Source organism: Nocardioides cavernae (assembly GCF_013410035.1).
Lineage (GTDB): Bacteria > Actinomycetota > Actinomycetes > Propionibacteriales > Nocardioidaceae > Nocardioides > Nocardioides cavernae_A.
Genome location: NZ_JACCBW010000001.1, coordinates 985,558 through 1,006,380, shown reverse-complemented (window position 1 = coordinate 1,006,380; position 20,823 = coordinate 985,558). Strand labels below are relative to the sequence as shown.

The 20,823-nt window shown below is 71.7% G+C and carries 22 protein-coding genes; 11 read left to right on the top strand and 11 right to left on the bottom strand.

Annotation, left to right across the window (positions count from 1 at the left end; all coding sequences use genetic code 11):
• Positions 1-13 precede the first annotated feature (13 nt).
• Positions 14-1,285, bottom strand: a complete 1,272-nt coding sequence (locus F4692_RS04945; protein WP_257029502.1) for a sulfate adenylyltransferase subunit 1 — start codon at positions 1,283-1,285, stop codon at positions 14-16.
• The gene (gene cysD, locus F4692_RS04940; protein ID WP_179618483.1) at positions 1,285-2,199 is read right to left on the bottom strand and encodes a sulfate adenylyltransferase subunit CysD; all 915 of its coding nucleotides are present in this window, start codon (positions 2,197-2,199) and stop codon (positions 1,285-1,287) included. Before cysD ends, F4692_RS04945 begins: the two co-directional genes overlap by 1 nt.
• Positions 2,200-2,301: 102 nt before the next feature.
• On the opposite strand from cysD, the gene F4692_RS04935 reads away from it, so the two are divergent.
• Positions 2,302-3,477 (top strand): glycoside hydrolase family 16 protein, encoded by a 1,176-nt coding sequence (locus tag F4692_RS04935; RefSeq protein WP_179618482.1) that lies wholly within the window; start codon positions 2,302-2,304, stop codon positions 3,475-3,477.
• Here F4692_RS04935 and dtd read toward each other — a convergent pair whose 3' ends face one another.
• The gene (gene dtd, locus F4692_RS04930) at positions 3,478-3,906 is read right to left on the bottom strand and encodes a D-aminoacyl-tRNA deacylase (protein WP_179618481.1); all 429 of its coding nucleotides are present in this window, start codon (positions 3,904-3,906) and stop codon (positions 3,478-3,480) included. It abuts the gene before it with no gap.
• Positions 3,907-3,923: 17 nt separating this feature from the next.
• Here dtd and F4692_RS04925 point away from each other — a divergent pair, with 17 nt between their 5' ends.
• A complete protein-coding gene (locus F4692_RS04925) occupies positions 3,924-4,748 on the top strand; it encodes a beta-keto acid cleavage family enzyme (protein WP_179618480.1) in 825 nt (274 codons plus the stop codon).
• 144 nt (positions 4,749-4,892) lie between these two features.
• Here the strand turns inward: F4692_RS04925 and F4692_RS04920 are convergent, their stop codons facing one another.
• From F4692_RS04920 to cysC, 3 genes are read right to left on the bottom strand one after another with little or no spacing between them, the layout of a single operon-like run.
• Positions 4,893-5,903: a sulfite exporter TauE/SafE family protein gene (locus tag F4692_RS04920; protein WP_179618479.1), complete on the bottom strand. Its 1,011-nt coding sequence runs from the start codon at positions 5,901-5,903 to the stop codon at positions 4,893-4,895.
• The gene (locus F4692_RS20975) at positions 5,903-6,445 is read right to left on the bottom strand and encodes an arsenate reductase/protein-tyrosine-phosphatase family protein (RefSeq protein ID WP_179618478.1); all 543 of its coding nucleotides are present in this window, start codon (positions 6,443-6,445) and stop codon (positions 5,903-5,905) included. The genes F4692_RS04920 and F4692_RS20975 overlap by 1 nt, the downstream gene beginning before the upstream one ends.
• Positions 6,438-7,622: an adenylyl-sulfate kinase gene (gene cysC, locus F4692_RS21730; protein WP_308645160.1), complete on the bottom strand. Its 1,185-nt coding sequence runs from the start codon at positions 7,620-7,622 to the stop codon at positions 6,438-6,440. Before cysC ends, F4692_RS20975 begins: the two co-directional genes overlap by 8 nt.
• Before the next feature lie 79 nt (positions 7,623-7,701).
• Between cysC and F4692_RS04905 the strand changes: the two genes are divergently transcribed.
• The 4 genes from F4692_RS04905 (at position 7,702) to F4692_RS04890 (ending at position 10,297) form a co-directional block, all read left to right on the top strand.
• A complete protein-coding gene (locus F4692_RS04905; protein WP_308645159.1) occupies positions 7,702-8,643 on the top strand; it encodes an asparaginase in 942 nt (313 codons plus the stop codon).
• Positions 8,644-8,737: 94 nt separating this feature from the next.
• Positions 8,738-9,145, top strand: coding sequence for a helix-turn-helix domain-containing protein (locus tag F4692_RS04900; protein ID WP_179618476.1), 408 nt, complete (start codon positions 8,738-8,740; stop codon positions 9,143-9,145).
• 33 nt (positions 9,146-9,178) lie between these two features.
• Entirely contained in the window at positions 9,179-9,904 is a 726-nt protein-coding gene (locus F4692_RS04895; protein WP_179618475.1) for a hypothetical protein, read from the top strand.
• 99 nt (positions 9,905-10,003) lie between these two features.
• Positions 10,004-10,297 carry a DUF2516 family protein gene (locus F4692_RS04890; protein WP_179618474.1) on the top strand — a complete coding sequence of 98 codons (294 nt, stop codon included), beginning with the start codon at positions 10,004-10,006 and terminating at the stop codon, positions 10,295-10,297.
• Here F4692_RS04890 and F4692_RS04885 read toward each other — a convergent pair.
• From F4692_RS04885 to F4692_RS04875, 3 genes are read right to left on the bottom strand one after another with little or no spacing between them, the layout of a single operon-like run.
• Positions 10,285-11,685, bottom strand: coding sequence for a sugar nucleotide-binding protein (locus F4692_RS04885; protein ID WP_179618473.1), 1,401 nt, complete (start codon positions 11,683-11,685; stop codon positions 10,285-10,287). The two genes, F4692_RS04890 and F4692_RS04885, sit on opposite strands and share 13 nt — an antisense overlap.
• Entirely contained in the window at positions 11,685-12,683 is a 999-nt protein-coding gene (gene rfbB / locus F4692_RS04880) for a dTDP-glucose 4,6-dehydratase (RefSeq protein ID WP_179618472.1), read from the bottom strand. The genes F4692_RS04885 and rfbB overlap by 1 nt, the downstream gene beginning before the upstream one ends.
• Before the next feature lie 10 nt (positions 12,684-12,693).
• Positions 12,694-14,601: a DUF4012 domain-containing protein gene (locus tag F4692_RS04875; protein WP_179618471.1), complete on the bottom strand. Its 1,908-nt coding sequence runs from the start codon at positions 14,599-14,601 to the stop codon at positions 12,694-12,696.
• Between the two features lie 62 nt (positions 14,602-14,663).
• Here F4692_RS04875 and rfbA point away from each other — a divergent pair, with 62 nt between their 5' ends.
• From rfbA to F4692_RS04850, 5 genes are all read left to right on the top strand, one after another.
• Positions 14,664-15,530 (top strand): glucose-1-phosphate thymidylyltransferase RfbA, encoded by an 867-nt coding sequence (gene rfbA / locus F4692_RS04870; RefSeq protein ID WP_179618470.1) that lies wholly within the window; start codon positions 14,664-14,666, stop codon positions 15,528-15,530.
• A 124-nt stretch (positions 15,531-15,654) separates the two neighbouring features.
• Positions 15,655-16,230: a hypothetical protein gene (locus tag F4692_RS04865; protein ID WP_179618469.1), complete on the top strand. Its 576-nt coding sequence runs from the start codon at positions 15,655-15,657 to the stop codon at positions 16,228-16,230.
• Complete coding sequence (locus tag F4692_RS04860) at positions 16,230-16,541, top strand: hypothetical protein (RefSeq protein WP_179618468.1); 312 nt, start codon at positions 16,230-16,232, stop codon at positions 16,539-16,541. Before F4692_RS04865 ends, F4692_RS04860 begins: the two co-directional genes overlap by 1 nt.
• Entirely contained in the window at positions 16,538-18,304 is a 1,767-nt protein-coding gene (locus tag F4692_RS04855) for an alpha/beta hydrolase (protein ID WP_179618467.1), read from the top strand. Before F4692_RS04860 ends, F4692_RS04855 begins: the two co-directional genes overlap by 4 nt.
• 50 nt (positions 18,305-18,354) lie before the next feature.
• Positions 18,355-18,885, top strand: coding sequence for a hypothetical protein (locus F4692_RS04850; protein ID WP_179618466.1), 531 nt, complete (start codon positions 18,355-18,357; stop codon positions 18,883-18,885).
• Here the strand turns inward: F4692_RS04850 and F4692_RS04845 are convergent.
• Both F4692_RS04845 and gmd read right to left on the bottom strand, forming a co-directional pair.
• Entirely contained in the window at positions 18,878-19,813 is a 936-nt protein-coding gene (locus tag F4692_RS04845) for a GDP-mannose 4,6-dehydratase (RefSeq protein WP_308645158.1), read from the bottom strand. The two genes, F4692_RS04850 and F4692_RS04845, sit on opposite strands and share 8 nt — an antisense overlap.
• A complete protein-coding gene (gene gmd / locus F4692_RS04840; protein ID WP_179618465.1) occupies positions 19,810-20,790 on the bottom strand; it encodes a GDP-mannose 4,6-dehydratase in 981 nt (326 codons plus the stop codon). The genes F4692_RS04845 and gmd overlap by 4 nt, the downstream gene beginning before the upstream one ends.
• Between the last annotated feature and the right edge of the window lie 33 nt (positions 20,791-20,823).

Below are 20,823 nucleotides of genomic sequence, written 5' to 3'. Positions count from 1 at the left end.
ACGAGGTGGGCGCTCAGCTCCCGCTGTTGATCATCCCGGCGCCGACGGTCACGCCGGTCGCCTCGTCGATGAGGATGAACGAGCCCGTGGTGCGGTTCTTCGAGTACGGGTCGCACAGCAGCGGCACGGTGGTGCGCAGCTGGACGCGGCCGATCTCGTTGAGGCCGAGCTCGCCGGCCTCCTGGTCGCGGTGCAGCGAGTTGACGTCGAGGCGGTACTGGATGTCCTTGACCATCGCGCGACCGCTGCGGGTCGTGTGCTTGATGGCGAGCTTCTGGCGCGGGCGCAGCGGCTCGTTGGTCATCCAGCAGACCATCGCGTCGATGTCCTGGCTGGGCTTGGGTGCGTTCTTGACGCGGGCGATCATGTCGCCGCGCGAGACGTCCACGTCGTCCTCGAGGCGGACCGTGACCGACATCGGCGGGAACGCCTCGTCGACCTCGCGGTCGAACAGGTCGATGCCGGAGATGGTGGACGTCATCCCGCTCGGCAGCACGATGACCTCGTCGCCCCTCTTGAGCACGCCGCCGGCGATCTGGCCGGCGTACCCGCGGTAGTCGTGGTGCTCGTCGGACTTGGGGCGCACGACGTACTGCACGGGGAAGCGGGTGTCGACGAGGTCGCGGTCGGAGGCCACGTGCACGTGCTCGAGGTGGTGCATGAGCGTCGGCCCGTGGTACCACGGCGTGTTCTCCGAGCGGTCCACGACGTTGTCGCCGTTGAGCGCCGAGATCGGGATGACCTCGAGGTCGGGGATGTTGAGCTTCGTCGCGAACTGCGTGAACTCCGCGTGGATCTTCTCGTAGGTCTCCTCGGACCAGTCGACGAGGTCCATCTTGTTGATGCAGAGCACCAGGTGCGGGACGCGCAGCAGCGAGAGCAGCACGGCGTGGCGGCGCGACTGCTCCGTCAGGCCGTGGCGGGCGTCGACCAGGACCAGCCCGAGGTCGGCGGTGGAGGCGCCGGTGACCATGTTGCGCGTGTACTGCACGTGGCCCGGCGTGTCGGCGATGATGAACTTGCGGTTGGGCGTCGCGAAGTAGCGGTAGGCCACGTCGATGGTGATGCCCTGCTCGCGCTCGGAGCGCAGGCCGTCGGTGAGCAGGGAGAGGTCGACGTAGCCGTGGCCCTTGTCCGTCGACGTCTTCTCGACTGCCTCGAGCTGGTCGGCGAAGATCGACTTGCTGTCGAAGAGCAGCCGGCCGATGAGGGTCGACTTGCCGTCGTCGACGGATCCGGCGGTGGCGAAGCGGAGGAGGTCCATCTGACCTTCGGTGGCGCCCATCAGAAGTAGCCTTCCTTCTTGCGGTCTTCCATGGCCGCCTCGGAGAATCGGTCGTCACCGCGGGTCGCGCCGCGCTCGGTGACCCGGGCGGCGGCGACCTCCTCGATGATCTCGTCGATGGTGGATGCGGTGGACTCCACGCAGCCGGTGAGCGTGATGTCGCCGCAGGTGCGGAACCGGACGGTGCGCTCCTCCGCGACCTCGCCGGCACGCATCGGGTTGAGCGGGGTCTCGGTCATCAGCATGCCGTCGCGCTCGAAGACGCGCCGTTGGTGGCTGAAGTAGATCGAGGGGATCTCGATGCCCTCGCGGCCGATGTAGTCCCAGATGTCCAGCTCGGTCCAGTTGGAGATGGGGAAGATCCGCATGTGCTCGCCGGCGTGCAGGCGCCCGTTGTAGAGGCTCCAGAGCTCGGGGCGCTGCATCTTGGGGTCCCACTGGCCGAACTCGTCGCGGTGGGAGTAGACGCGCTCCTTGGCGCGGGCCTTCTCCTCGTCGCGGCGGCCGCCACCGAAGGCGGCGGTGAAGCCGTTCTCCTCGATCGCGTCGAGCAGCGTCGCGGTCTGCATGCGGTTGCGGCTGGTCTTGCCGTCGTCGACGACGACGCCGCGCGCGATCGCGTCGTCGATGGAGGCGACGACCAGGCGCACGCCGAGGCGGTTCACCCAGTTGTCGCGGGTCTCCATGACCTCGGGGAAGTCCAGACCGGTGTCGACCTGCATGATCGGGAAGGGGATCTTCGCCGGGTAGAAGGCCTTCTCCGCGAGGCGGAGCATGACGATGGAGTCCTTGCCACCCGAGAACATCAGGACCGGCTTCTCGAACTCGGCGGCGACCTCACGGAAGATGTGGATCGACTCGGCCTCGAGCTGGTCCAGCTGGCTCAGCTGGTAGTCGACGTGGGTGTTGGTCATGGCGTGGCGAGGACCTCTCTAGGGACAGCAGCGTTCATCGTAGCGACGGACCACGCCCCGGTGAATTCGCGTCGCCGGGCGTGGTCGGCCACACTCGGTCGAATGCGCCGCACCCCTCGCCCGGTCCCTCGCCACCGCTCGCGCCAGCGCCTGCTGTCCGGCGTGCTCGCGGTGGCCTTCGTCACCGCAGGCTGCTCCGGGTCCGACGGCGGCGGGGCCGTCCCGTCGTACGAGGAGAGCGCGGACGTCGAGGCCCGCGTCCTCCCGCAGCTCGCGGCGAACGGCGAGGACGTCGAGGCCGCCGACGAGGCCGCCTGGGTGGTGGACGCGACGGTCGCCGACGTGGAGGAAGGCACCGCCGTCACCCTCGTCGCGAAGACCGACGACGGCTGGGACGAGGTCGACGAGCAGGAGACCGACGAGGACGGCCACGTCGCGCTGACGAGCCGCTCGTCGGGGACCCTGCACGTCGTGGTCGGCGACGGCGACGACGCCGTCGGGACCGAGGTCTCGACCAGCGACGCCCCGGCCGCGAGCTTCACCGACGACTTCGACGAGGCGTCCGTCGACGAGCCGGGCGCGGTGTGGAACACCCGCGACCAGGGATACACCGGCGTCCGCAAGTGCTCCCGCGCCGACGCCAGCGCCACCGAGGTCGAGGACGGGGTGCTCGTGCTGAGCGTCACCGAGGACCCCGACCGTGACGGCGAGACCTGCCAGCTGCCCGGGCGCCGCAAGCGCTACCCCTACCGGCTCAACGGGCACGTCGGGACCGAGGGCACCTACGACTTCACCTACGGCTTCGCCGCCGCCCGCATCCGTACGCAGTCCGCGCGCGGCCAGCACTCCGCGTTCTGGCTCCAGAGCGTCAACGGGCAGCAGCCGCTGGGCGCGCGCGAGGGCGGCGCCGAGATCGACGTCATGGAGTACTTCGGCGACGACCACCCCGAGGGCGGGCTGACGAGCTTCACCTACTTCCTCGACAAGAAGAACCGCAAGCAGACCGTCGGCGGCTGGCTCCCGGACGCCGACGAGCTCGGCGACGACTGGTCGGAGCAGTACCACGTCTTCTCGGTCGAGTGGACGCCCGACGAGTACGTCTTCCGCATCGACGGCCGGGTCACCCAGCGGCTCGAGGGCGAGACCTCCGGCCGCCCGGAGTTCCTCATCCTCAGCCTGCTGTCCTCGGACTACGAGCTGCCCCGGTTCAACGGCGAGCTGCCCGAGACCATGGAGGTCGACTGGGCGCGCGTGTGGGAGACCGGCCCGAAGGGCTGATCACGGGCTGTCGAGCACGAGGGTGATCGGGCCGTCGTTGACGCTCTCGACCCGCATGTCCGCCCCGAACCTCCCGCGCTCCACGTGGGCGCCGAGGCGTACGAGCTCGGCGCACACCGCGTCGTACACCGGCTCGCTCACGGGGCCGGGTGCGGCTGCCTGCCAGGTCGGGCGTCGGCCCTTGCGCGCGTCGCCGTAGAGGGTGAACTGCGAGACCACCAGCACGGGCGCCCCGACGTCGCTGGCGCTCCGCTCGTCGCGCAGCAGGCGCAGGTCCCAGATCTTGCGAGCGGTCCACGCGACCTCCGCGTCGCCGTCGTCGTGGGTGACACCGAGGTACACGAGCAGGCCGGGACGGTCGAGCGCGCCGACCACCTCACCGTCGACCCGGACGCTGGCGGAGAGGACCCGCTGGATGACCGCACGCATGGTGCAAGGATGCCGCCATGCCCGAGCCCCTCCTCATCACGGTCGCCCCCACCGGGGCCGAGACCGCCAAGGCCGACTGCCCGCAGCTCCCCACCACCCCGGAGGAGATCGCGCGCACGGCCGCCGAGTGCGAGGCCGCGGGTGCGGCCATGATCCACATCCACGTGCGCGACGCCGCGCACGCGCCGACCCTCGACCAGTCCATGCTGCGGGAGTGGGTCGCCGCCGTCCGGTCGTCCTCGTCCCTCGTGGTCCAGCTCTCGACCGGGGGATCGGTCCACGACCCCCTCGAGGAGCGGCTCAAGGTCCTCGACGCCGAGCCCGACTCGTGCTCGCTGACGATGGGCACGTCGAACTTCGGCGACGACGTCTTCCTCAACCCGTGGCCGTTCGTGAAGGACCTCTACCAGCTCGCCCTCTCCCGCGGCGTCGCGCCGGAGTTCGAGCTCTTCGACCTCGGCCAGGTGCACGCCCTGGGCCGCCTGCTGCGCGAGCACGGCACCCCCGCCGGCGGGAAGGTCCACGTCGACTTCGTGATGGGTGTCCCCGGCGGCATGCCCGGCACCGCCCCCGCCCTCGTCGCCGGCGTCGCCGCCCTCCCGCCCGAGGTCACCTCGTGGTCCGCCACGGGGATCGGCCGCTCGACGCTCGCCGTCGCGATGGCCTCGCTCTCGATGGGCGGGCACCTGCGCGTCGGGATGGAGGACGTCCTCACCATCAGCCGGGGCGTACCCGTCGAGTCCAACGCCCAGCTCGTCTCGCGCGCCGTGGACCTCGGCCGCATCGCGCAGCGCGAGCCGATGACGCCCGCGGGGTGCCGGGAGCTGCTCGGGCTCGGCTGAGGGTCGCTCCGGCGGTGCGTGAGACACGTTTCGGCAGCGGAGAACATGTCTCACTCACCGCCCGGGGGCCGCAGCGGTGTGTGACGCACGTTCCACGAGCGGAGAACCTGCCTCACTCACCGCTCCCGGCGGCACCGAACGGCCCTAGGAGTCGTCGACCTTCTTCATCCCCACGAGCCCGGGCCGGTAGGACGGGTCCTCGAGCTGGGAGATGGTGGGTTGTCCGAACATCGGCAGGCCCTGGGACTTGCGGATGAAGCCCCAGACGACGGGCAGGACCAGGAGCACGACGAGGCCGATGCCGGCGATCAGCATCGGGTGGGTCTCGTCCTCGCCGAGGGGAGCCCAGCCGGACTTGTCGAGGAGGGCGACGCCGCTCATCGTCAGGACCACGACGATGCCGCGGCGGATGAAGGACTGGGGGACCCGGGGGGCGAGCATCGAGCCGAGGATGGTGCCGGGCACGGAGCCGATGACGAGGGGGACGAGGATCGCCCAGTCGATGCCGTGCAGGGCGATGTTGGAGATCGCCGCGGCGAGCACCAGGGGCACGGCCTGCACGAGGTCGGTGCCCACGAGGCGCACGGCGGACAGGCCGGGGTAGAGCATCAGCAGCGCGATCATGATGACCGAGCCGGAGCCGACGCTCGTGATGCCGACGAGGAGGCCGCCGAGCATGCCGACGAGCAGCGTGGGGACCACGCGGATCGCCGGGTTGTCGTCGGTGGCGTGCCGGCCGGAGCGGACGCGCAGCAGGTTGACGTAGAGGCGCAGGGCGTACGTCGCGGCGGCGAGCAGGAGCGCGAAGCCGATGCAGATGATGAGCACGTGGTTGAGCTCGTCGACGTCGTCGGTGAACCACGCCACGAGGTGCGGTCCGAGCAGCGCCATCGGGATCGACCCGATCATCAGCCACTTCGCCAGCTGCATGTTGGGCGAGCCCTCGCGCTTGTGCACGATCGCGCCGCCGGTCTTGTAGACCGCGGCGGCCGTGAGGTCGGCGGTGACGACCGTGGCCGCCTCGCCGACGCCCAGGAAGAGCAGCGCGGGCGTCATCAGGGCGCCGCCGCCCATGCCGGTCAGCCCGACCACGATGCCGACGAAGAAGCCGGCCGCGAGGATCGAGAAGAAGGTGATCGTGAGGAACTCGAGCATCAGCGGTCTCCGACGAGTCTGGGTACGACGACGCGCAGCATGGCAGTGATTGTGCCGGTCGCCTTCTCGGCGGCCGCCTTCCCGCGCCGGTAGGGGTCGGCCACGTCGTGGGCCGCGGACGAGGGGGCACGCCGGTGACCGGCCGCGTTGACGAGGTCGCGGCCGCCCAGGTCGGGGAGGTCGGCGATCGTCGCCTCGAACTGTCCCAGCGTGAAGACCTTGCGGTGCAGCTGCGGGTGGTCGTCGAGGATGTGCTGGCGGTGGACCGACTCGGCGGTGAGCACGAGGTCGGCGCCGTCGAGCAGCTCGGTCGTCAGGTGACGGCTGCGGAAAGCGCCCGCTCCCTCGGCCACGGCCGGGGGCAGGGTCGGCAGCATGTCGGCATTGATCCGGTGGCCGTCGCGGGCGTGGGTCCCCGAGCTGGCGAAGACGACCCCCGAGCGCTCGGCGTCGCCGGCCAGGTCGCGCGCGAGCAGCTCCATCGCGGGCGAGCGGCAGATGTTGGCGGTGCAGACGAACAGCACCTCGAGCGGATCAGGCATCGGCGCCCGTGAGGTGCAGGAAGCCGGCCCGGTCGAGCGCGACCAGGACGTCCTGGAGGGCGTCCTCGATCGACCGCCCGGTGGTGTCGACCCGGACGGCGGGGTCCTCGGGCTCCTCGTAGGGCGAGGAGATGCCGGTGAAGTCCGGGATCTCGCCGGCGCGCGCCTTGGCGTACAGCCCCTTGCGGTCGCGGCGCTCGCACTCCTCGAGCGGCGTGGCGACGTGGACGAGGAAGAAGGCGCCGCCGGCGGACTCGACCATCTCGCGGACCTGCTCGCGGGTCTCGGCGAAGGGCGCGATGGGGGAGCACACCGCGACCCCGCCGTGGCGGGCGATCTCGGCCGCGACCCAGCCGATGCGGCGGATGTTGGTCTCGCGGTCGGCCCGCGAGAAGGTGAGTCCGGCGGAGAGGTGCCGGCGCACGACGTCGCCGTCGAGGCTGGTCACGGTGCGGCCGCCCTGCTCGAGCAGGAGGTCCATCAGGGCTCGGGCCAGGGTGGACTTGCCGCTGCCGGACAGGCCGGTGAAGAAGAGCACCAGGCCCTGCTCCTCCGGGGCGGGCCGGTCCTCCTCGACGATCGCGGCGATCGCCTCGGGGAGCTCGCCCGGCTCGTCGGCGTCCGCGAGCGCGTGGACGGGGTCCGGCCCGGCGTACGTCGCCACGACCCGGGTGCCCAGCGCGTGGTCGGCGTCGGCGTCGCCGTGCGCGGGGAGCGGTACGGCGACCACCGCGGCGTCGTCGAGCAGCGCGGCCGCGGCCAGCGAGGCGCGCAGCAGGGCGACGGGGGACAGCGAGCCGGTGCCGGTGCCGGTCAGCGCCAGCAGCACCACCCGGCCGAGGCCGCGCAGGTCGGCCAGGTCGGCGTCGGTGAGGGCGTCGGCCACGGGGACGAACGTGGCGCCGGCGTGGTGCTCGCGCACCTGCGTCGGAGTGAGGTGCAGCCGGCGGAAGGGGCCGTACTGCGCGTGCGTGAGCGGCTCGAGCGCGCCGTCGGTGGACACGCGGGCCAGCGGGAGGCCCTCGGGGTCCACCAGCTCGGCCTCGACGACGTCGTCGGGCAGCGCGAGGGTGACCACGCTCCCGGGCTCGTTGAAGCGGGTGAGCGGGGCGTACGCACCGGAGACGAGCAGCTCCAGGTCGTCGAGCTCGGTCGGCGAGGGGCAGTGCTGGATCACCCGCGCATCCTCTCAGAACGTGGGTGAGTAGCCTTCCGCCATGCCTGCTGCTGGTCGTGCCCCCACTGGACTGCCCGTCGTGGCACAGATCGTCCGCTCGGGGTTCGTCGAGGGCCACCACTACGGCTCGGTCGTCGCGCTGGCCGCCGATGGCTCCGTCGACTGGTCGGTGGGCGAGGTCGACGTGCCGGTCCTGCCGCGCTCGAGCAACAAGCCGATCCAGGCGCTCGCGATGGTGGAGCTCGGGCTCGACCTGCCCGACGACCTCCTGGCGCTGGCCTGCGCCTCGCACTCCGGCGAGCCGATCCACGTGGCGGGCGTACGGCGCACGCTGGCGTCGGCCGGGCTGGACGAGTCGGCGCTGCAGACCCCGCCCGACTACCCCCTCGACGACACGGCCCGCGAGGCGGTGATCCGTGAGGGCGGGGTGCGGACGCCGGTGCTGATGAACTGCTCCGGCAAGCACGCCGCGATGCTGGCGACCTGTGTGCTGCGCGGGTGGGACACCGCGACCTACCTCGACCCGCAGCACCCCCTCCAGGTCGCGATCGCGGAGACCTTCGCCCGGCTGACGGGCGAGCCCGTCACGACGGTCGCGGTCGACGGGTGCGGCGCCCCGCTGCTGTCGACGTCGCTCACCGGTCTCGCCCGCGCCTTCTCCGCGCTCGCGACCGCGACCGAGGGCCCCGAGCGCCGCGTCGCCGAGGCGATCCGCCGCCACCCCGAGCTCGTCAGCGGCACGACCCGTGACGAGCTCACCCTGCACCGCGCGGTCCCGGGCCTCATCGGCAAGGCCGGCGCCGAGTCCTGCTACGCCGTCGCCGTGCCCGACGGGCGCGCGTGGGCGCTGAAGACCGACGACGGTGCGGCCCGCGTACGACCCGTGCTGATGGCCGAGGCGCTGCGCCGCTCCGGGCTGCTCGAGGAGGAGGGCGTCGACGCCGACGCCGTCACGACCACCGGTCGGCTGGAGCTGCTCGGCGGCGGGAAGCCCGTCGGCGAGATCCGCGCTGCCTTCTAGCTAGCGCCGATCACCCCGGTGGACCCGGGGGTTGTGAGCCGTCTCACCCGCGTCTGGTTTGTGTTCTGCTAACTCGTGTTAGCACACTGGAGGCATGGTCAAGGAGAAGGGCAAGGCCGTCGTCGGGTCGATCGGCTCGCTCGGCGACTACCTCAAGGAGCAGCGCCTCGCGGCGCGGCTGTCGCTGCGACAGCTCGCCGACCAGGTCGGGGTGAGCAACCCCTACCTCAGCCAGATCGAGCGCGGGCTCCGCAAGCCCTCCGCCGAGGTCCTGCAGCAGCTCGCCAAGGCGCTGCGCGTCTCGGCCGAGCAGCTCTACGTCCGGGCCGGGATCGTCCACCCGGACCCCGGGAAGGCTGGTTCGGTCGAGCTCGCGATCCTCGCCGACGCCCGGCTGACCGAGCGCCAGAAGAACTCGCTGCTCGACGTCTACGCCTCGTTCCTCGCCCTCAACGACCAGACCGCAGCACCCGCAGCAGCACCCACCGACCCACCCGAGTAGCCCCCGACAGAACCCGACAGAAGGAGCACCACCATGGCCAGCAAGACCGCCAAGCGCGACCTCAGGGCCGAGGCCCTCAAGCCCGTCCTCGCCGGCGTCGGCGTGACCGACCTCGCCGTCGAGGTCGTCCGCGACGCCGTGGCCGACGTGCAGAAGCGCGTCGCAGCCGTGCAGAAGGACGTGTCCGCCCGCGTCGCCGACGTGCAGAAGTTCGACGCCCAGGCCGCCGCCAAGGCCCGCCGCGCCGCCGTCGAGGCCCGCGTCGCCGAGCTCCAGGCCGAGGCGAGGGCGTACCCCGCCAAGGTCTCCACCCGGATCTCCTCCCAGGTCACCAGCCTCGTCGACGAGAACGTCGCCGCGGCCAACGCCACCTACGCCGAGCTGGTCAAGCGTGGCGAGACGCTCGTCGGCCGTATCCGCCGCCAGGAGTCCACCACCGCCACGGTGTCGTCCGCGAAGACCACCGTCGCCAAGGCGAAGACCACCGCCACCCAGGCCAGGAAGGCCGCCGAGGCGACCGTCGAGGCCGCGGACAAGACCGCCGCCACCAAGGTCGAGCCCACCCCGAGGCCGACCGCCAAGAAGGCGACCCGCAAGGCCGCCGCCAAGAAGGCGTCCGCCACGACCGCCCGCAAGAGCGCGGCGAAGAAGACGGCGACCGCGCAGAGCACCGCGAAGGCCACGGCCACCGCTGCGAAGAAGACCGCCGCCAGCGCCGTCGACGCCGTCGTCGAGGCCGCCGAGAAGGTCGGCGACTGAAGGGACGAGGAGCAGCTCACGCTGTTCTGACCCGCTTGACGACCCAGGGTCCCCGTCCGCGGACGGGGGCCTCTGGCGTTCCTCCTCTAAACTCGTCGCGTGAACATCTACGAGGTCCAGGGCACCCTCTACCTCGTCGTGCTTCTGGTGATGCTGGCGGTCAAGGGGTTCGCCTTCGTCAACGCGCTGCTCTTCTCCGCGGAGGCCTACGACGCGGCCGGCAAGCTGACGAAGGTGGCGTGGTGCGCGATCACCGGTCTCGGCTTCGCCGCGCAGCTCATCATCCTCGGCTCGCCGCTCAACCTGATCAGCCTCGTCTTCTTCATCGCGGCGCTCGTCTACCTCGCCGACGTGCGTCCCGCGCTGAAGGAAGTGACGTCCTACCGCAGGTAGCGGTCCAGCGCGGTCAGCGCATCCTCCGGCTCGAAGCCGGTCGCCCGGATCTTCTCGAGCGACATCGCCGAGTGGAGCGGACGCGGTGCGAACGGCGCCCCCTTCTCGCGCTGCTGCGCGGCGTACGCCTCCGTCGTGGTGCCGCTGACGTCGTCGGCGCTGCGCCCGGAACGGGTGAACACCTCCTGCGCGATCTCGCGCCACGACATCGCGGGGCCGCCGTTGGAGAGGTGGTAGGTGCCGAAGGCCGCGCCCGAGTCGAGCAGGTGCCGCGTGGCGCGGACCAGCTCCTCGGTGAAGGTCAGTCGGCCGACCTGGTCCTCGACCACGCTGGGGGAGACGCCGTTCTGCGCCAGCGACTGCATCGTGCGTACGAAGTTCTTGCCGTCGCCGATCACCCACGAGGTGCGCAGGACGTAGTGGCGCGGTGCGAGGGAGGCGGCGACGTCGCCGGCCGCCTTCGTCTGGGCGTACACGCCGAGGGGTGACAGCGGCTCGTCCTCGACGTGGCCCGGGTCGAGCGGGGCCGTGCCGTCGAAGACGTAGTCGGAGGAGAAGTGCACGAGCGTGAACCCGTGCTGGCGGGCGAGCGCGGCGAGGGTGGCCGGTGCCGCGGTGTTGGCGGCCCACGCGGCGACGCGTCCCTCCGTCGTCTCGGCGAGGTCGACGGCGGTGTAGGCCGCGGTGTTGAGCACGACGCCGTAGTCCTGCCACGGGAACGCTGCCACCGCGTCCGCGTCGGTCAGGTCGAGCTCGGCGCGGGTGCGGCTGTCCGCGTCGGGGTCGGCCGCGGCGAAGGCGCGCCCGAGCTGGCCGCCGGCCCCGAGCACCAGGGTCTTCTTGGGCTTCATCGCGACGACGTCGCCGAGGCGCGGGTTGTGGTGGTCCTTCTCGGAGATCTCCGCCTCGTCGAGGGGGATCGGCCACGGGATGGCCGCGGTCTCGTCGCCGAGGTGCAGGGCGGGGTAGCTCACGCCGGGGCGCCAGTGGTCGTTGACGAGGTAGGTGTAGGCGGTGCCGTCCTCCAGCGCCTGGTAGGAGTTGCCCACACCTCGCGGCACGAAGACGGCGATCGAGGGGTCGACCTCGATCGAGAAGCTCGTGCCGAAGGTCGGCCCCTCCCGCATGTCGACCCACGCGCCGAAGATCCGGCCGGTCGCGAGCGAGACGAACTTGTCCCACGGCTCGGTGTGGATGCCGCGGGTCGCCCCCTTCGAGGCGTTGAAGGAGATGTTGTTCTGGACCGGGCCGAAGTCCGGCAGCCCGAGGGCCACCATCTTCTCGCGCTGCCAGTTCTCCTTGAACCATCCCCGGGCGTCGCCGTGCACCGGCATCCGCACGACGAGCAGGCCGGGGATCGGGGTGGTCTCGACGGCGAGGTCGGCCATCACTGGCCCTTCTGCGCGTACTTCGCCTCGGTCGCGTCCTTGTGGGGGCGCCACCAGTCCTCGTGCTCCTGGTACCACGCGATGGTGTCGGCCAGGCCGGACTCGAAGTTTTGGTACTGCGGCTGCCAGCCGAGCTCCTGGCGCAGCTTGCCGGACTCGATGGCGTAGCGCAGGTCGTGGCCGGCACGGTCGTTGACGTGGTCGAAGTCGTCCTCCGACCTCCCCATCAGCGTGAGGATGAGGCGCACGACCTCGAGGTTGTTCTTCTCGCCGTCGGCTCCGATGAGGTAGGTCTCGCCGATGCTGCCCTTCTCCAGGATGGTCAGCACGGCCGAGGAGTGGTCCTCGGCGTGGATCCAGTCGCGGACGTTCTCGCCCGAGCCGTAGAGCTTGGGGCGCACGCCGTCGATGACGTTGGTGATCTGGCGCGGGATGAACTTCTCGATGTGCTGCCACGGGCCGTAGTTGTTGGAGCAGTTCGAGACCGTCGCGCGGACCCCGAAGCTGCGCACCCAGGCCCGGACGAGGTGGTCGGAGCCGGCCTTGGAGGCGGAGTAGGGGGAGGACGGGTTGTAGGGCGTGTCCTCGGTGAAGCGCTTCGGGTCGTCCAGCTCGAGGTCGCCGTAGACCTCGTCGGTCGAGACGTGGTGCAGGCGCTTGTCGTGCTTGCGCACCGCCTCGAGGATCGTGTAGGTCCCGAGGATGTTGGTCCGGATGAACGGGCTCGGGTCGTGGAGGGAGTTGTCGTTGTGCGACTCCGCGGCGTAGTGGACGACCGCGTCGTGCGCCGCGACCAGCGGGTCGACGGTGTCCTCGTCGGCGATGTCGCCCACGACGAGCTGGACCCGGTCCTCGGGCAGCCCGGCCAGCGACTCGCGGGAGGCGGCGTACGTCAGCTTGTCGAGGACCGTCACCGAGAGGTCGGTGTGCTCGACGAGGTGGTGCACGAAGTTCGAGCCGATGAACCCCGCGCCTCCGGTCACAAGAAGGCGTTCCATGCCGGGGAGTCTAGGGTGCGGCGGCGGGTGCGACGGAACCAGTGACGCTGAAGGTCGGCTGCGTGACCAGACCCGGGTCGGAGTACGCCGCGACACCCGCCCCGGTGCGGGTCCAGCCCTGCGGCAGCTCGCCCACGTCGTACCCCTTCGGCCAGTGCACGGTCACGTCGAGCGCCTGCGGCACGACCATCCCCTGCGGGGTGGCGGCGAGGCGGTAGGTCAGGGTGCCGTCGCCCGGCGCGACCGCGGCGGCTGGCACGTCGTACTCGAGCACCGCCTCGCGCGTCTCGCCGGGCGGCAGGACGAGGCGGAGCAGCTTGTAGGGGCGGCCGTAGTAGTCGAAGGAGCGGGTGCCCTGCGACCGGCCCGCTGCGGTCGCGGCGGTGAGCTCGGCGCCGTCGGGCAGGAACACGCCGAGGGTCATGCCGTTCCACTTGGTGACGTAGGTGCCGCCGCGCGGGTCGGGGAAGCCCTGGACGTAGGGCGGGGAGTCGTTGTGGACCGAGATGGTCATCCGCACCTTGGCGGAGCCGTCCTCCGCGAGCCTGACGTCGGAGGCGACCGAGCGCTTCTGCCAGTAGTCGGCCTTGCTGGCGTTGGTGTTCTGGTTGAAGACGGCGACGTAGTCGTTGGCGGTGTCGGAGAGCTGGCCGGCGAGCCCGATCTGCGCGACCGCCGACTGGAGGTCCGGGTCGCGCATCCAGAGCGCGAAGTGCCGGCCCTGGGCGGATGTCCGCAGGGAGTCGATCTTGTCGATGGCGTCGCCCGGTGCCAGCAGCCGCTCGGCAAAGACGGGCACGATCGCGCGGTTGAGGTCCTTGCGCGCGGCGTTGTCGGGATAGGTGTCGTAGTCGCCGATCAGCTTCTGCGCGAAGTTGCCCGCGTCGAGGGTGCCGTAGGGGGCGGGCGCCTCGATCGGGCCGGTGATCCGGAGCATGTCGGCCAGCGCGACGACGTCGACGACGACGAGGCCGTCGACCGGCTGGTCGGTGCGCCGCTCCCAGCCGCGCAGCAGCTCCTCGCCGGAGACGGACCAGTCGGGCGCGAAGGTGGCGGTGGAGATGCGCAGCTTGCCGTTGTGGAAGGGGTTGCCCTCGACCTTCGTCCAGCGGCCCACCTTGAACAGGCGCGGGTCGGACGTGTCGATGGCGTCGCCCATGCTGAGCGAGCCCCCCTTCACGTCCATCGGTACGACCGTCAGCGGAGCGCCGCCGGAGAAGCGCTGCTCGCTCGGGTTGAGGAGGGCGAGGAGGTACGTCCGGTCGCCCTCGCCGCCGAACAGCTCGGGCAGCACCTGGGTGAGCGGCTTGGCGCGGCGGGCGTCGGAGGCGAGGGGGTTCACGACGGCCGTCGCCTCGTCGCGGGCCTCCCCGAGCCGGGTCCCGACACCGAGCGAGGAGTCGCGGACCTCGCCGAGCTCGAGCTGGGCGGCGTCGAGGTTGACGCTGACCTGGTCGACGGCGGACACCAGGCCGTCGAGGGTCTCCATGTCGACCGACCCCTTGCCGAAGAGGGTGGCGTCCTTGCCGCTCACGCTCGGCCACGTCGCCAGGGCGACCTCGGCGGCGGTGGTGAGGTGGTTGAGCGCGTTGCCGAGGTGGCGTACGTCGTCGACCGGCTCGCCGACGACGGGCACGAGGCTCCAGACGTCGCCGCCGAGACCCTGCATGGCGTCCTGCACCTGGTCGGCGTGGCGCCGTGCGCTCTGCACGCTGGCCTCGGCCGAGGCCACGTCTCCCGCCGCGAGGGACGTGCGCGCCGCCTCGAGGTCCGTCTTCGCGCCCTGGGCGTGGCCGGGCGCCTTGAGGAAGGGGATCGCCAGCAGCACCAGACCGACCCCGAGCAGGACGAGCACCCCGATCACGGTCGAGGGCCGGACCAGCCGCCGTCGCTTCGAGGGACGACGGGAGGACGGCATGCGCACATGGTGCCAAACGGTGCCGCACCCCGTGAGGCGAACGAGGGCCCTAGGGTTGCCCCATGCGCGGAATCATCCTGGCCGGCGGGACCGGCTCCCGACTGCACCCGATCACGCAGGGGATCAGCAAGCAGCTGGTGCCGGTCTACGACAAGCCGATGATCTACTACCCGCTCTCCACGCTGATGCTCGCCGGCATCCGCGACGTCCTGATCATCACCACGCCGCACGAGGCCGACGGCTTCCACCGGCTGCTGGGCGACGGGTCGCAGTTCGGCATCGACCTGAGCTTCGCGGTGCAGCCGAGCCCCGACGGGCTGGCCCAGGCCTTCATCATCGGCGCCGACCACATTGGCGGCGAGCGGTCCGCGCTGGTCCTCGGCGACAACATCTTCTACGGCTCCGGCCTCGGCCAGCAGCTGCTGCGGTTCGCGGACCTCGACGGCGCGGCGGTGTTCGGCTACCACGTCGCCGACCCCCGGGCCTACGGCGTGGTGGAGTTCGACGACCAGGGCCGCGCCCTGTCGCTGGAGGAGAAGCCGGAGCACCCCAAGAGCGACTTCGCCGTCCCGGGGCTCTACTTCTACGACAACGACGTCGTGCAGTACGCCGCCGAGCTCGAGCCGTCCGCGCGTGGCGAGCTGGAGATCACCGACCTCAACCGGCGCTACCTCGAGGAGGGCCGGCTGCACGTCGAGGTGCTGCCGCGCGGCACCGCGTGGCTCGACACCGGCACGTTCGACTCGCTCAACGACGCCTCCAACTTCGTGCGGACGATCGAGGGCCGCCAGGGCTTCAAGGTCGGCGCGCCGGAGGAGGTGGCCTGGCGGATGGGCTTCCTGTCCGACGACGAGCTGGCCGCACGCGCCGAGCCGCTGCGCAAGAGCGGCTACGGCGAGTACCTCCTCGGGCTGCTGCAGCACGGCTAGGCGGGCTGCGCACACGGGGGAGGTTCCTCCACAGCGCACCGAGCGCGGGTTTCGACCCGCCCGCCGCGGGGGAGAGTGACGGCACAGGACCACGCCTGATCTCGACCTGACAGCAGGAGGCGCCGTGCCGGACCCCACAACCCTCGACTTCGTCTCGGGCGCGCCCGCGACCAGGCGGGTCAAGGAGGACCCGTTCTGGTCCACGGTCGTGCGCCGCCACGGCGACGTCGACGTCGTCGTGCTCCCGCCCGAGGCCCCTCCGTCCGGCGAGGTCCCCGCCGACGCGCCCACCGTCGACGCGCCCGCGGCCCGCGAGCAGCAGCGCGCGCGGATGGCCTCGCTCTGGACCGCGCTGGGACTTCCGGCCGAGCCGTCCCACCTCGACGACGTGTGGTTCGCCGGCGGCCCCGAGGGGACGCTGCGCTGGCAGGGCACGGCCACCTTCGACGAGCTCGACCCGGTCACCGCCTCGACCGCGCTCCAGCGCGTCGTCGACCTGCTTCCCGAGGCGGACGGCTGGAGCGTGCTCACCCCCGCCGACGGCATCGCGCGGGTGCTCGCCGGTCGCCCCGCGGGGCTCGGCCGCGAGGAGCTTCAGGTGCTGCTCCCCACGACCTCCCGGGTGGTGATCAGGCTCCGCTCGGGGCTCGAGGTCGTCGGGTCCGTCGCGGCCGACGAGGCGCTGCGGGGTGGTGAGTGATGGGCAGCCACCTCGTCTGGCAGATGGAGAGCCTGCGGATGGGCACGCAGGGCTGGGAGAGCCAGGAGTCGCTGATGGAGTCGACGGCGCGCGAGCTGCGCGGCGCGTCCTCGTCCGCCCTGCCGCCGAGCGTGCAGGGCGCCGCCACGACCTTCCTGACCCGCTGGTCCGGCTACGCCGACGAGAGCGCGGCGATCGCCCAGGGCTTCGTCGGTGCGCTCAAGGCCACCGCCAACGACTACACGACCTCCGACGACGCCGTCGACCGGCAGTTCAGCGACCTCGACGGACGACTGGGGCCGGCCCGATGACCGTCACGATCGAGATCCCCGCCTCCGTCCCGGCGCAGCTCAAGAAGCCCGAGGGCGACGCGGGCGGGGCCGACACCCTCGCCACCACGCTCTACGCCGCCGCCGGTCGTTACGAGGAGTTCGCGGACCGCGCCAAGCAGCTGCAGGACCTCGGCAGCTGGACGGGTGTGGCCTACCGGTCCTACAAGGAGGCGTCCGGCGAGGCGTCCGGGGAGCACTCGGCGATGGCGACCACCGTGCGCCGGGTCGGGCGGGGCGTGACGGCGTTCGCCGACACCCTGCGCGACCTGCTCCGCGAGCACGAGGAGCTCGTCGAGCGCAAGCGCAGCCTCGACGCGCGGCGTACCCAGCTGATCGCCGACATCAACGCGGCGACCGACCCCACCGAGAACGACATCGCGGCGTTCCGCGAGCGGGCCGTCGACCTGCGCGCCGACTACTCCGAGCTCGTCACCGCCGACGACGACCTCCAGCGTCGGGTCCGGGAGAACGAGACCCTGCTGCGGCAGGTGTTCGAGGCCTCCGACACCCTCTCGGAGTCGCTCTCCGCCGACGGTGGCATCCCGCCCATGGCCGAGTCGGCGATGAACCTCCCCGGCGCGCCAGGCAGCGGCGCCACGCCCGAGGAGGTCCAGCGCTGGTGGGAGGGCCTCAGCGAAGCCGAGCGCGAGGCGGTCATCGCGGCCTACCCCGAGCGCATCGGGCAGGGCGACGGCCTGCCCGCCGACGCCCGCGACCAGGCCAACCGCGTCCTGCTCGACGACGACCTGGCCCGGCTCGCGTCCAAGGAGGCGGACGGCACCATCGACCCGCTCGAGCGCAAGGTGCTCGCCAACGCCCAGCAGGCGCGGGACTCGTTGGCCAACGCCGACGCCTACACCGACCCGCTCGACCCGGGCGTCCACCCGGGCGGGCAGCTGTGGCTCTACGACCCCGCGGCCTACGACGGTGACGGCCGGGTGGCCGTCGCGGTGGGCGACCTCGACACCGCGACCGACGTCGCGGTGATGACGCCGGGCATCAACACCGACATGTCGGACACGACCTACTACACCGACCGCATGATGAACCTCTACGAGTCCACGCGCTACAACGGCGACGGCTCGAGCGTGGCGACGATGTACTGGCTCGGCTACGACGCGCCGCACGGTCCGACCGACCTCGCCACGCTCACGGAGGGCCGCGCCGAGGAGGGTGGGCGCAACCTCGCCGACGCGATCGACGGGCTGCGCGCCTCGCGCCCGGACGACCCCGCCCACCTCACCGCCATCGGGCACAGCTACGGCTCGACCACGACGGCCTACGCCACCCACGGCAACGACGCGGTCGACGACGTCGTCCTCATCGGCAGCCCGGGCGCCGGCCCGGCCGACACCGCCGCCGACCTCGGCCAGGGCAACGTCTACGTCGGGCGGGACAGCCGCGACTTCGTGGCGGTCCTCGGCGACGAGGGGTGGATCGGCAAGTTCGGGCTCGGGCTCGGGACCGACCCGTCGTCGGAGGACTTCGAGGCGACCCGCTTCGAGGCCGAGGACGTGGACCGCAGCTGGATCCGCAACACCGGTGACGCCCACAGCTCCTACTTCGACAACGACTCCGAGTCGCTCTACAACATCGGCCGCATCGTCGACGGCCACGGCGGCGACGTCAACGAGGCGGAGCAGAGCTACGACCCGTGGTGGGGCCCGCCGCAGGACCCCGAGTGGGACCGCGACCCGACGGCCGACCAGCCCGGTCGGTCCGACACGACCGCTCGCCGGTGAGTCCGGCCGCCGCGGGCGCGCGCCGGGTGCGGGTTGCCATGATGGGGCGCATGAAGCTGCTGCCGCTGCGCCTCCTGCTGGCCGTCGTCCTCGGGCTCGGCCTCGTCTTCGGCCTGGGCTCGTGCGGGAACGACCCCGACCCGGAGCAGGCCGCCGAGGACCTCGCGTCCATGAAGTCGGCCGTCAACGCCGAGCTCCGCGACATGGCCGCCGCGCTGACCGACGGCGGCCTCACCGTCGAGCGCGCGCGGGGCCGGGTCGAGAGCGAGGGCATGTCGACCTACCGGGCCGAGGACTACAAGGCCTCGGCGGTGGTCGTCGGCGAAGGCGACGAGGGCGCGCAGGTCGACCAGGCGGCGGCCGCCCTCGAGGGGGCCGGCTGGACGCGCAAGGCCGGGGACGCCGCCGCGTCCGAGCCGTGGGTCCAGCTCGAGCGGGACGACTTCCGGACCACGATCGCGTGGACCAAGGTGGGTGACCGCGAGCTCGTGCTCGACCTCGACCAGGCGGGCGAGGTCAAGGTGCCCGAGGACTCGGAGCCCGTCGAGCGGGACAACTCCGAGGAGATCCCGCTCAGCTGAGGTCGGCCAGCACCATCCGGCGCACCAGCTCGGCGAAGTCCACGCTCGGCACCCAGCCCAGCTCCTCGCGCGCCCGGCTCGCGTCGCCGACCAGCTCGGTCGGGTCCGCGGGCCGGTAGAAGGCCGCGTCCTGGCGCACGAGTCCCTCCCAGTCGTCGATGCCCGCCGCGGCGAACGCGGCCGCGACGAAGTCCCGCACCGAGTGGGCGGTGCCGGTCGCGACGACGTAGTCGGACGGCGCGTCCGCGCGGGCCGCCCGGACCATCGCGTCGACGTAGTCCGGCGCCCACCCCCAGTCGCGGCGGGCGTCGAGGTTGCCCAGCACCAGCTCGTCGGCGTCGCCACGCGCGATCGCCGCCACGGTGGAGGTGATCTTGCGCGTGACGAACCGCGAGGGCCGCCGGGGCGACTCGTGGTTGTAGAGGATCGCGCTCGACACGTGCACGTCGCGCTGTCGGAAGACGCGGGCGGAGAGGTGGGCGAACGCCTTCGCGGCGCCGTACGGGTTCACCGGCGCGATCGGTGTCTCCTCGTCCTGCGGTGACTCGGAGGCCTCGCCGAACATCTCGGCGCTCGAAGCCTGCACGAGCCGTACGCCGCCGACCCGGCGGGCCGACTCCATCAGCGCGACGGCCGCGTGCCCGTTGACGTGCGCGGTGCGGTCGGGCTCCTCCCACGACTGGGCGACCGAGCTGATCGCAGCGAGGTTGTAGACCTCCTGGGGGGCGAGGTCGAGGACGAGGCGACGGGTCGCCTCGATGTCGCCGAGGTCGCCGGTGTGGAGCACGACCTCGTCCGGGCAGTACGCCGGGTGCCCGTCCGCGGCCAGCACGAGCGCGTGGACCTCGCAGCCCTCGCCGACGAGGCGCTCGGCGAGATAGGTGCCGTCCTGGCCGCCGATCCCCGTGATGAGCGCGCGAGCGCTCACCAGCCCGCCTTGGCGGCCGCGATGTCGCTGTCGACCATCATCGCGACGAGCTCGGCGAAGGACACGGTGGGCGCCCAGCCGAGCTTCTCCTTCGCCTTCGACGCGTCCCCGATGAGGAGCTCGACCTCGGCGGGGCGCATGAAGCGCGGGTCCTGCTTGACGTAGGGCTCCCACTCCTCGATGCCGACGTGGGCGAAGGCGAGCTCGAGGTAGTCGCGAATCGACCAGGTCTCGCCGGTCGCGATGACGTAGTCCTCGGCCTCGTCCTGCTGCAGCATCCGCCACATCGCCTCGACGTAGTCGCCGGCGAAGCCCCAGTCGCGGCGGGCGTCGAGGTTGCCGAGGGTGACGTCGTCCTGGAGGCCGAGGTGGATCCGGGCGACGGCCTGGCTGATCTTGCGGGTCACGAACTCGGGTCCACGACGCGGCGACTCGTGGTTGAACAGGATGCCCGAGGAGGCGTGCATGCCGTAGGACTCGCGGTAGTTGATGGTCATGTAGTGGCCGTAGACCTTGCTCACGCCGTAGGGCGAGCGGGGCCAGAGCAGGGTGGTCTCCGACTGGGGGACCTCCTGCACCTTGCCGAACATCTCCGAGCTCGACGCCTGGTAGAAGCGGATCGCCGACGGGTCGTCGCCGGCGTGCAGGCGTACGGCCTCGAGCATGTTGAGCACGCCCATGCCGGTCACGTCGCTGGTGACGAACGCGTTCTCCCAGGAGTAGGCGACGAACGAGATCGCGCCGAGGTTGTAGACCTCGTCGGGCTGCGAGTCGCGCATCGCGCGCATGAGGCTCGAGAGGTCGGTCAGGTCGCCGTTGTGGAGCTGCACGTCCGGGACGACCTTCGACACGAGCTCGCGGCGGGGGTTGTTCTGGCCGCGGATCAGCCCGTGGACGTCGTAGCCCTTCTCGAGCAGGAGCTCGGCGAGGTAGAGGCCGTCCTGGCCCGTGATTCCCGTGATGAGTGCGCTCGGCATGCGACCAGTCTGTCAGGGCGATCGGTCGTTAGG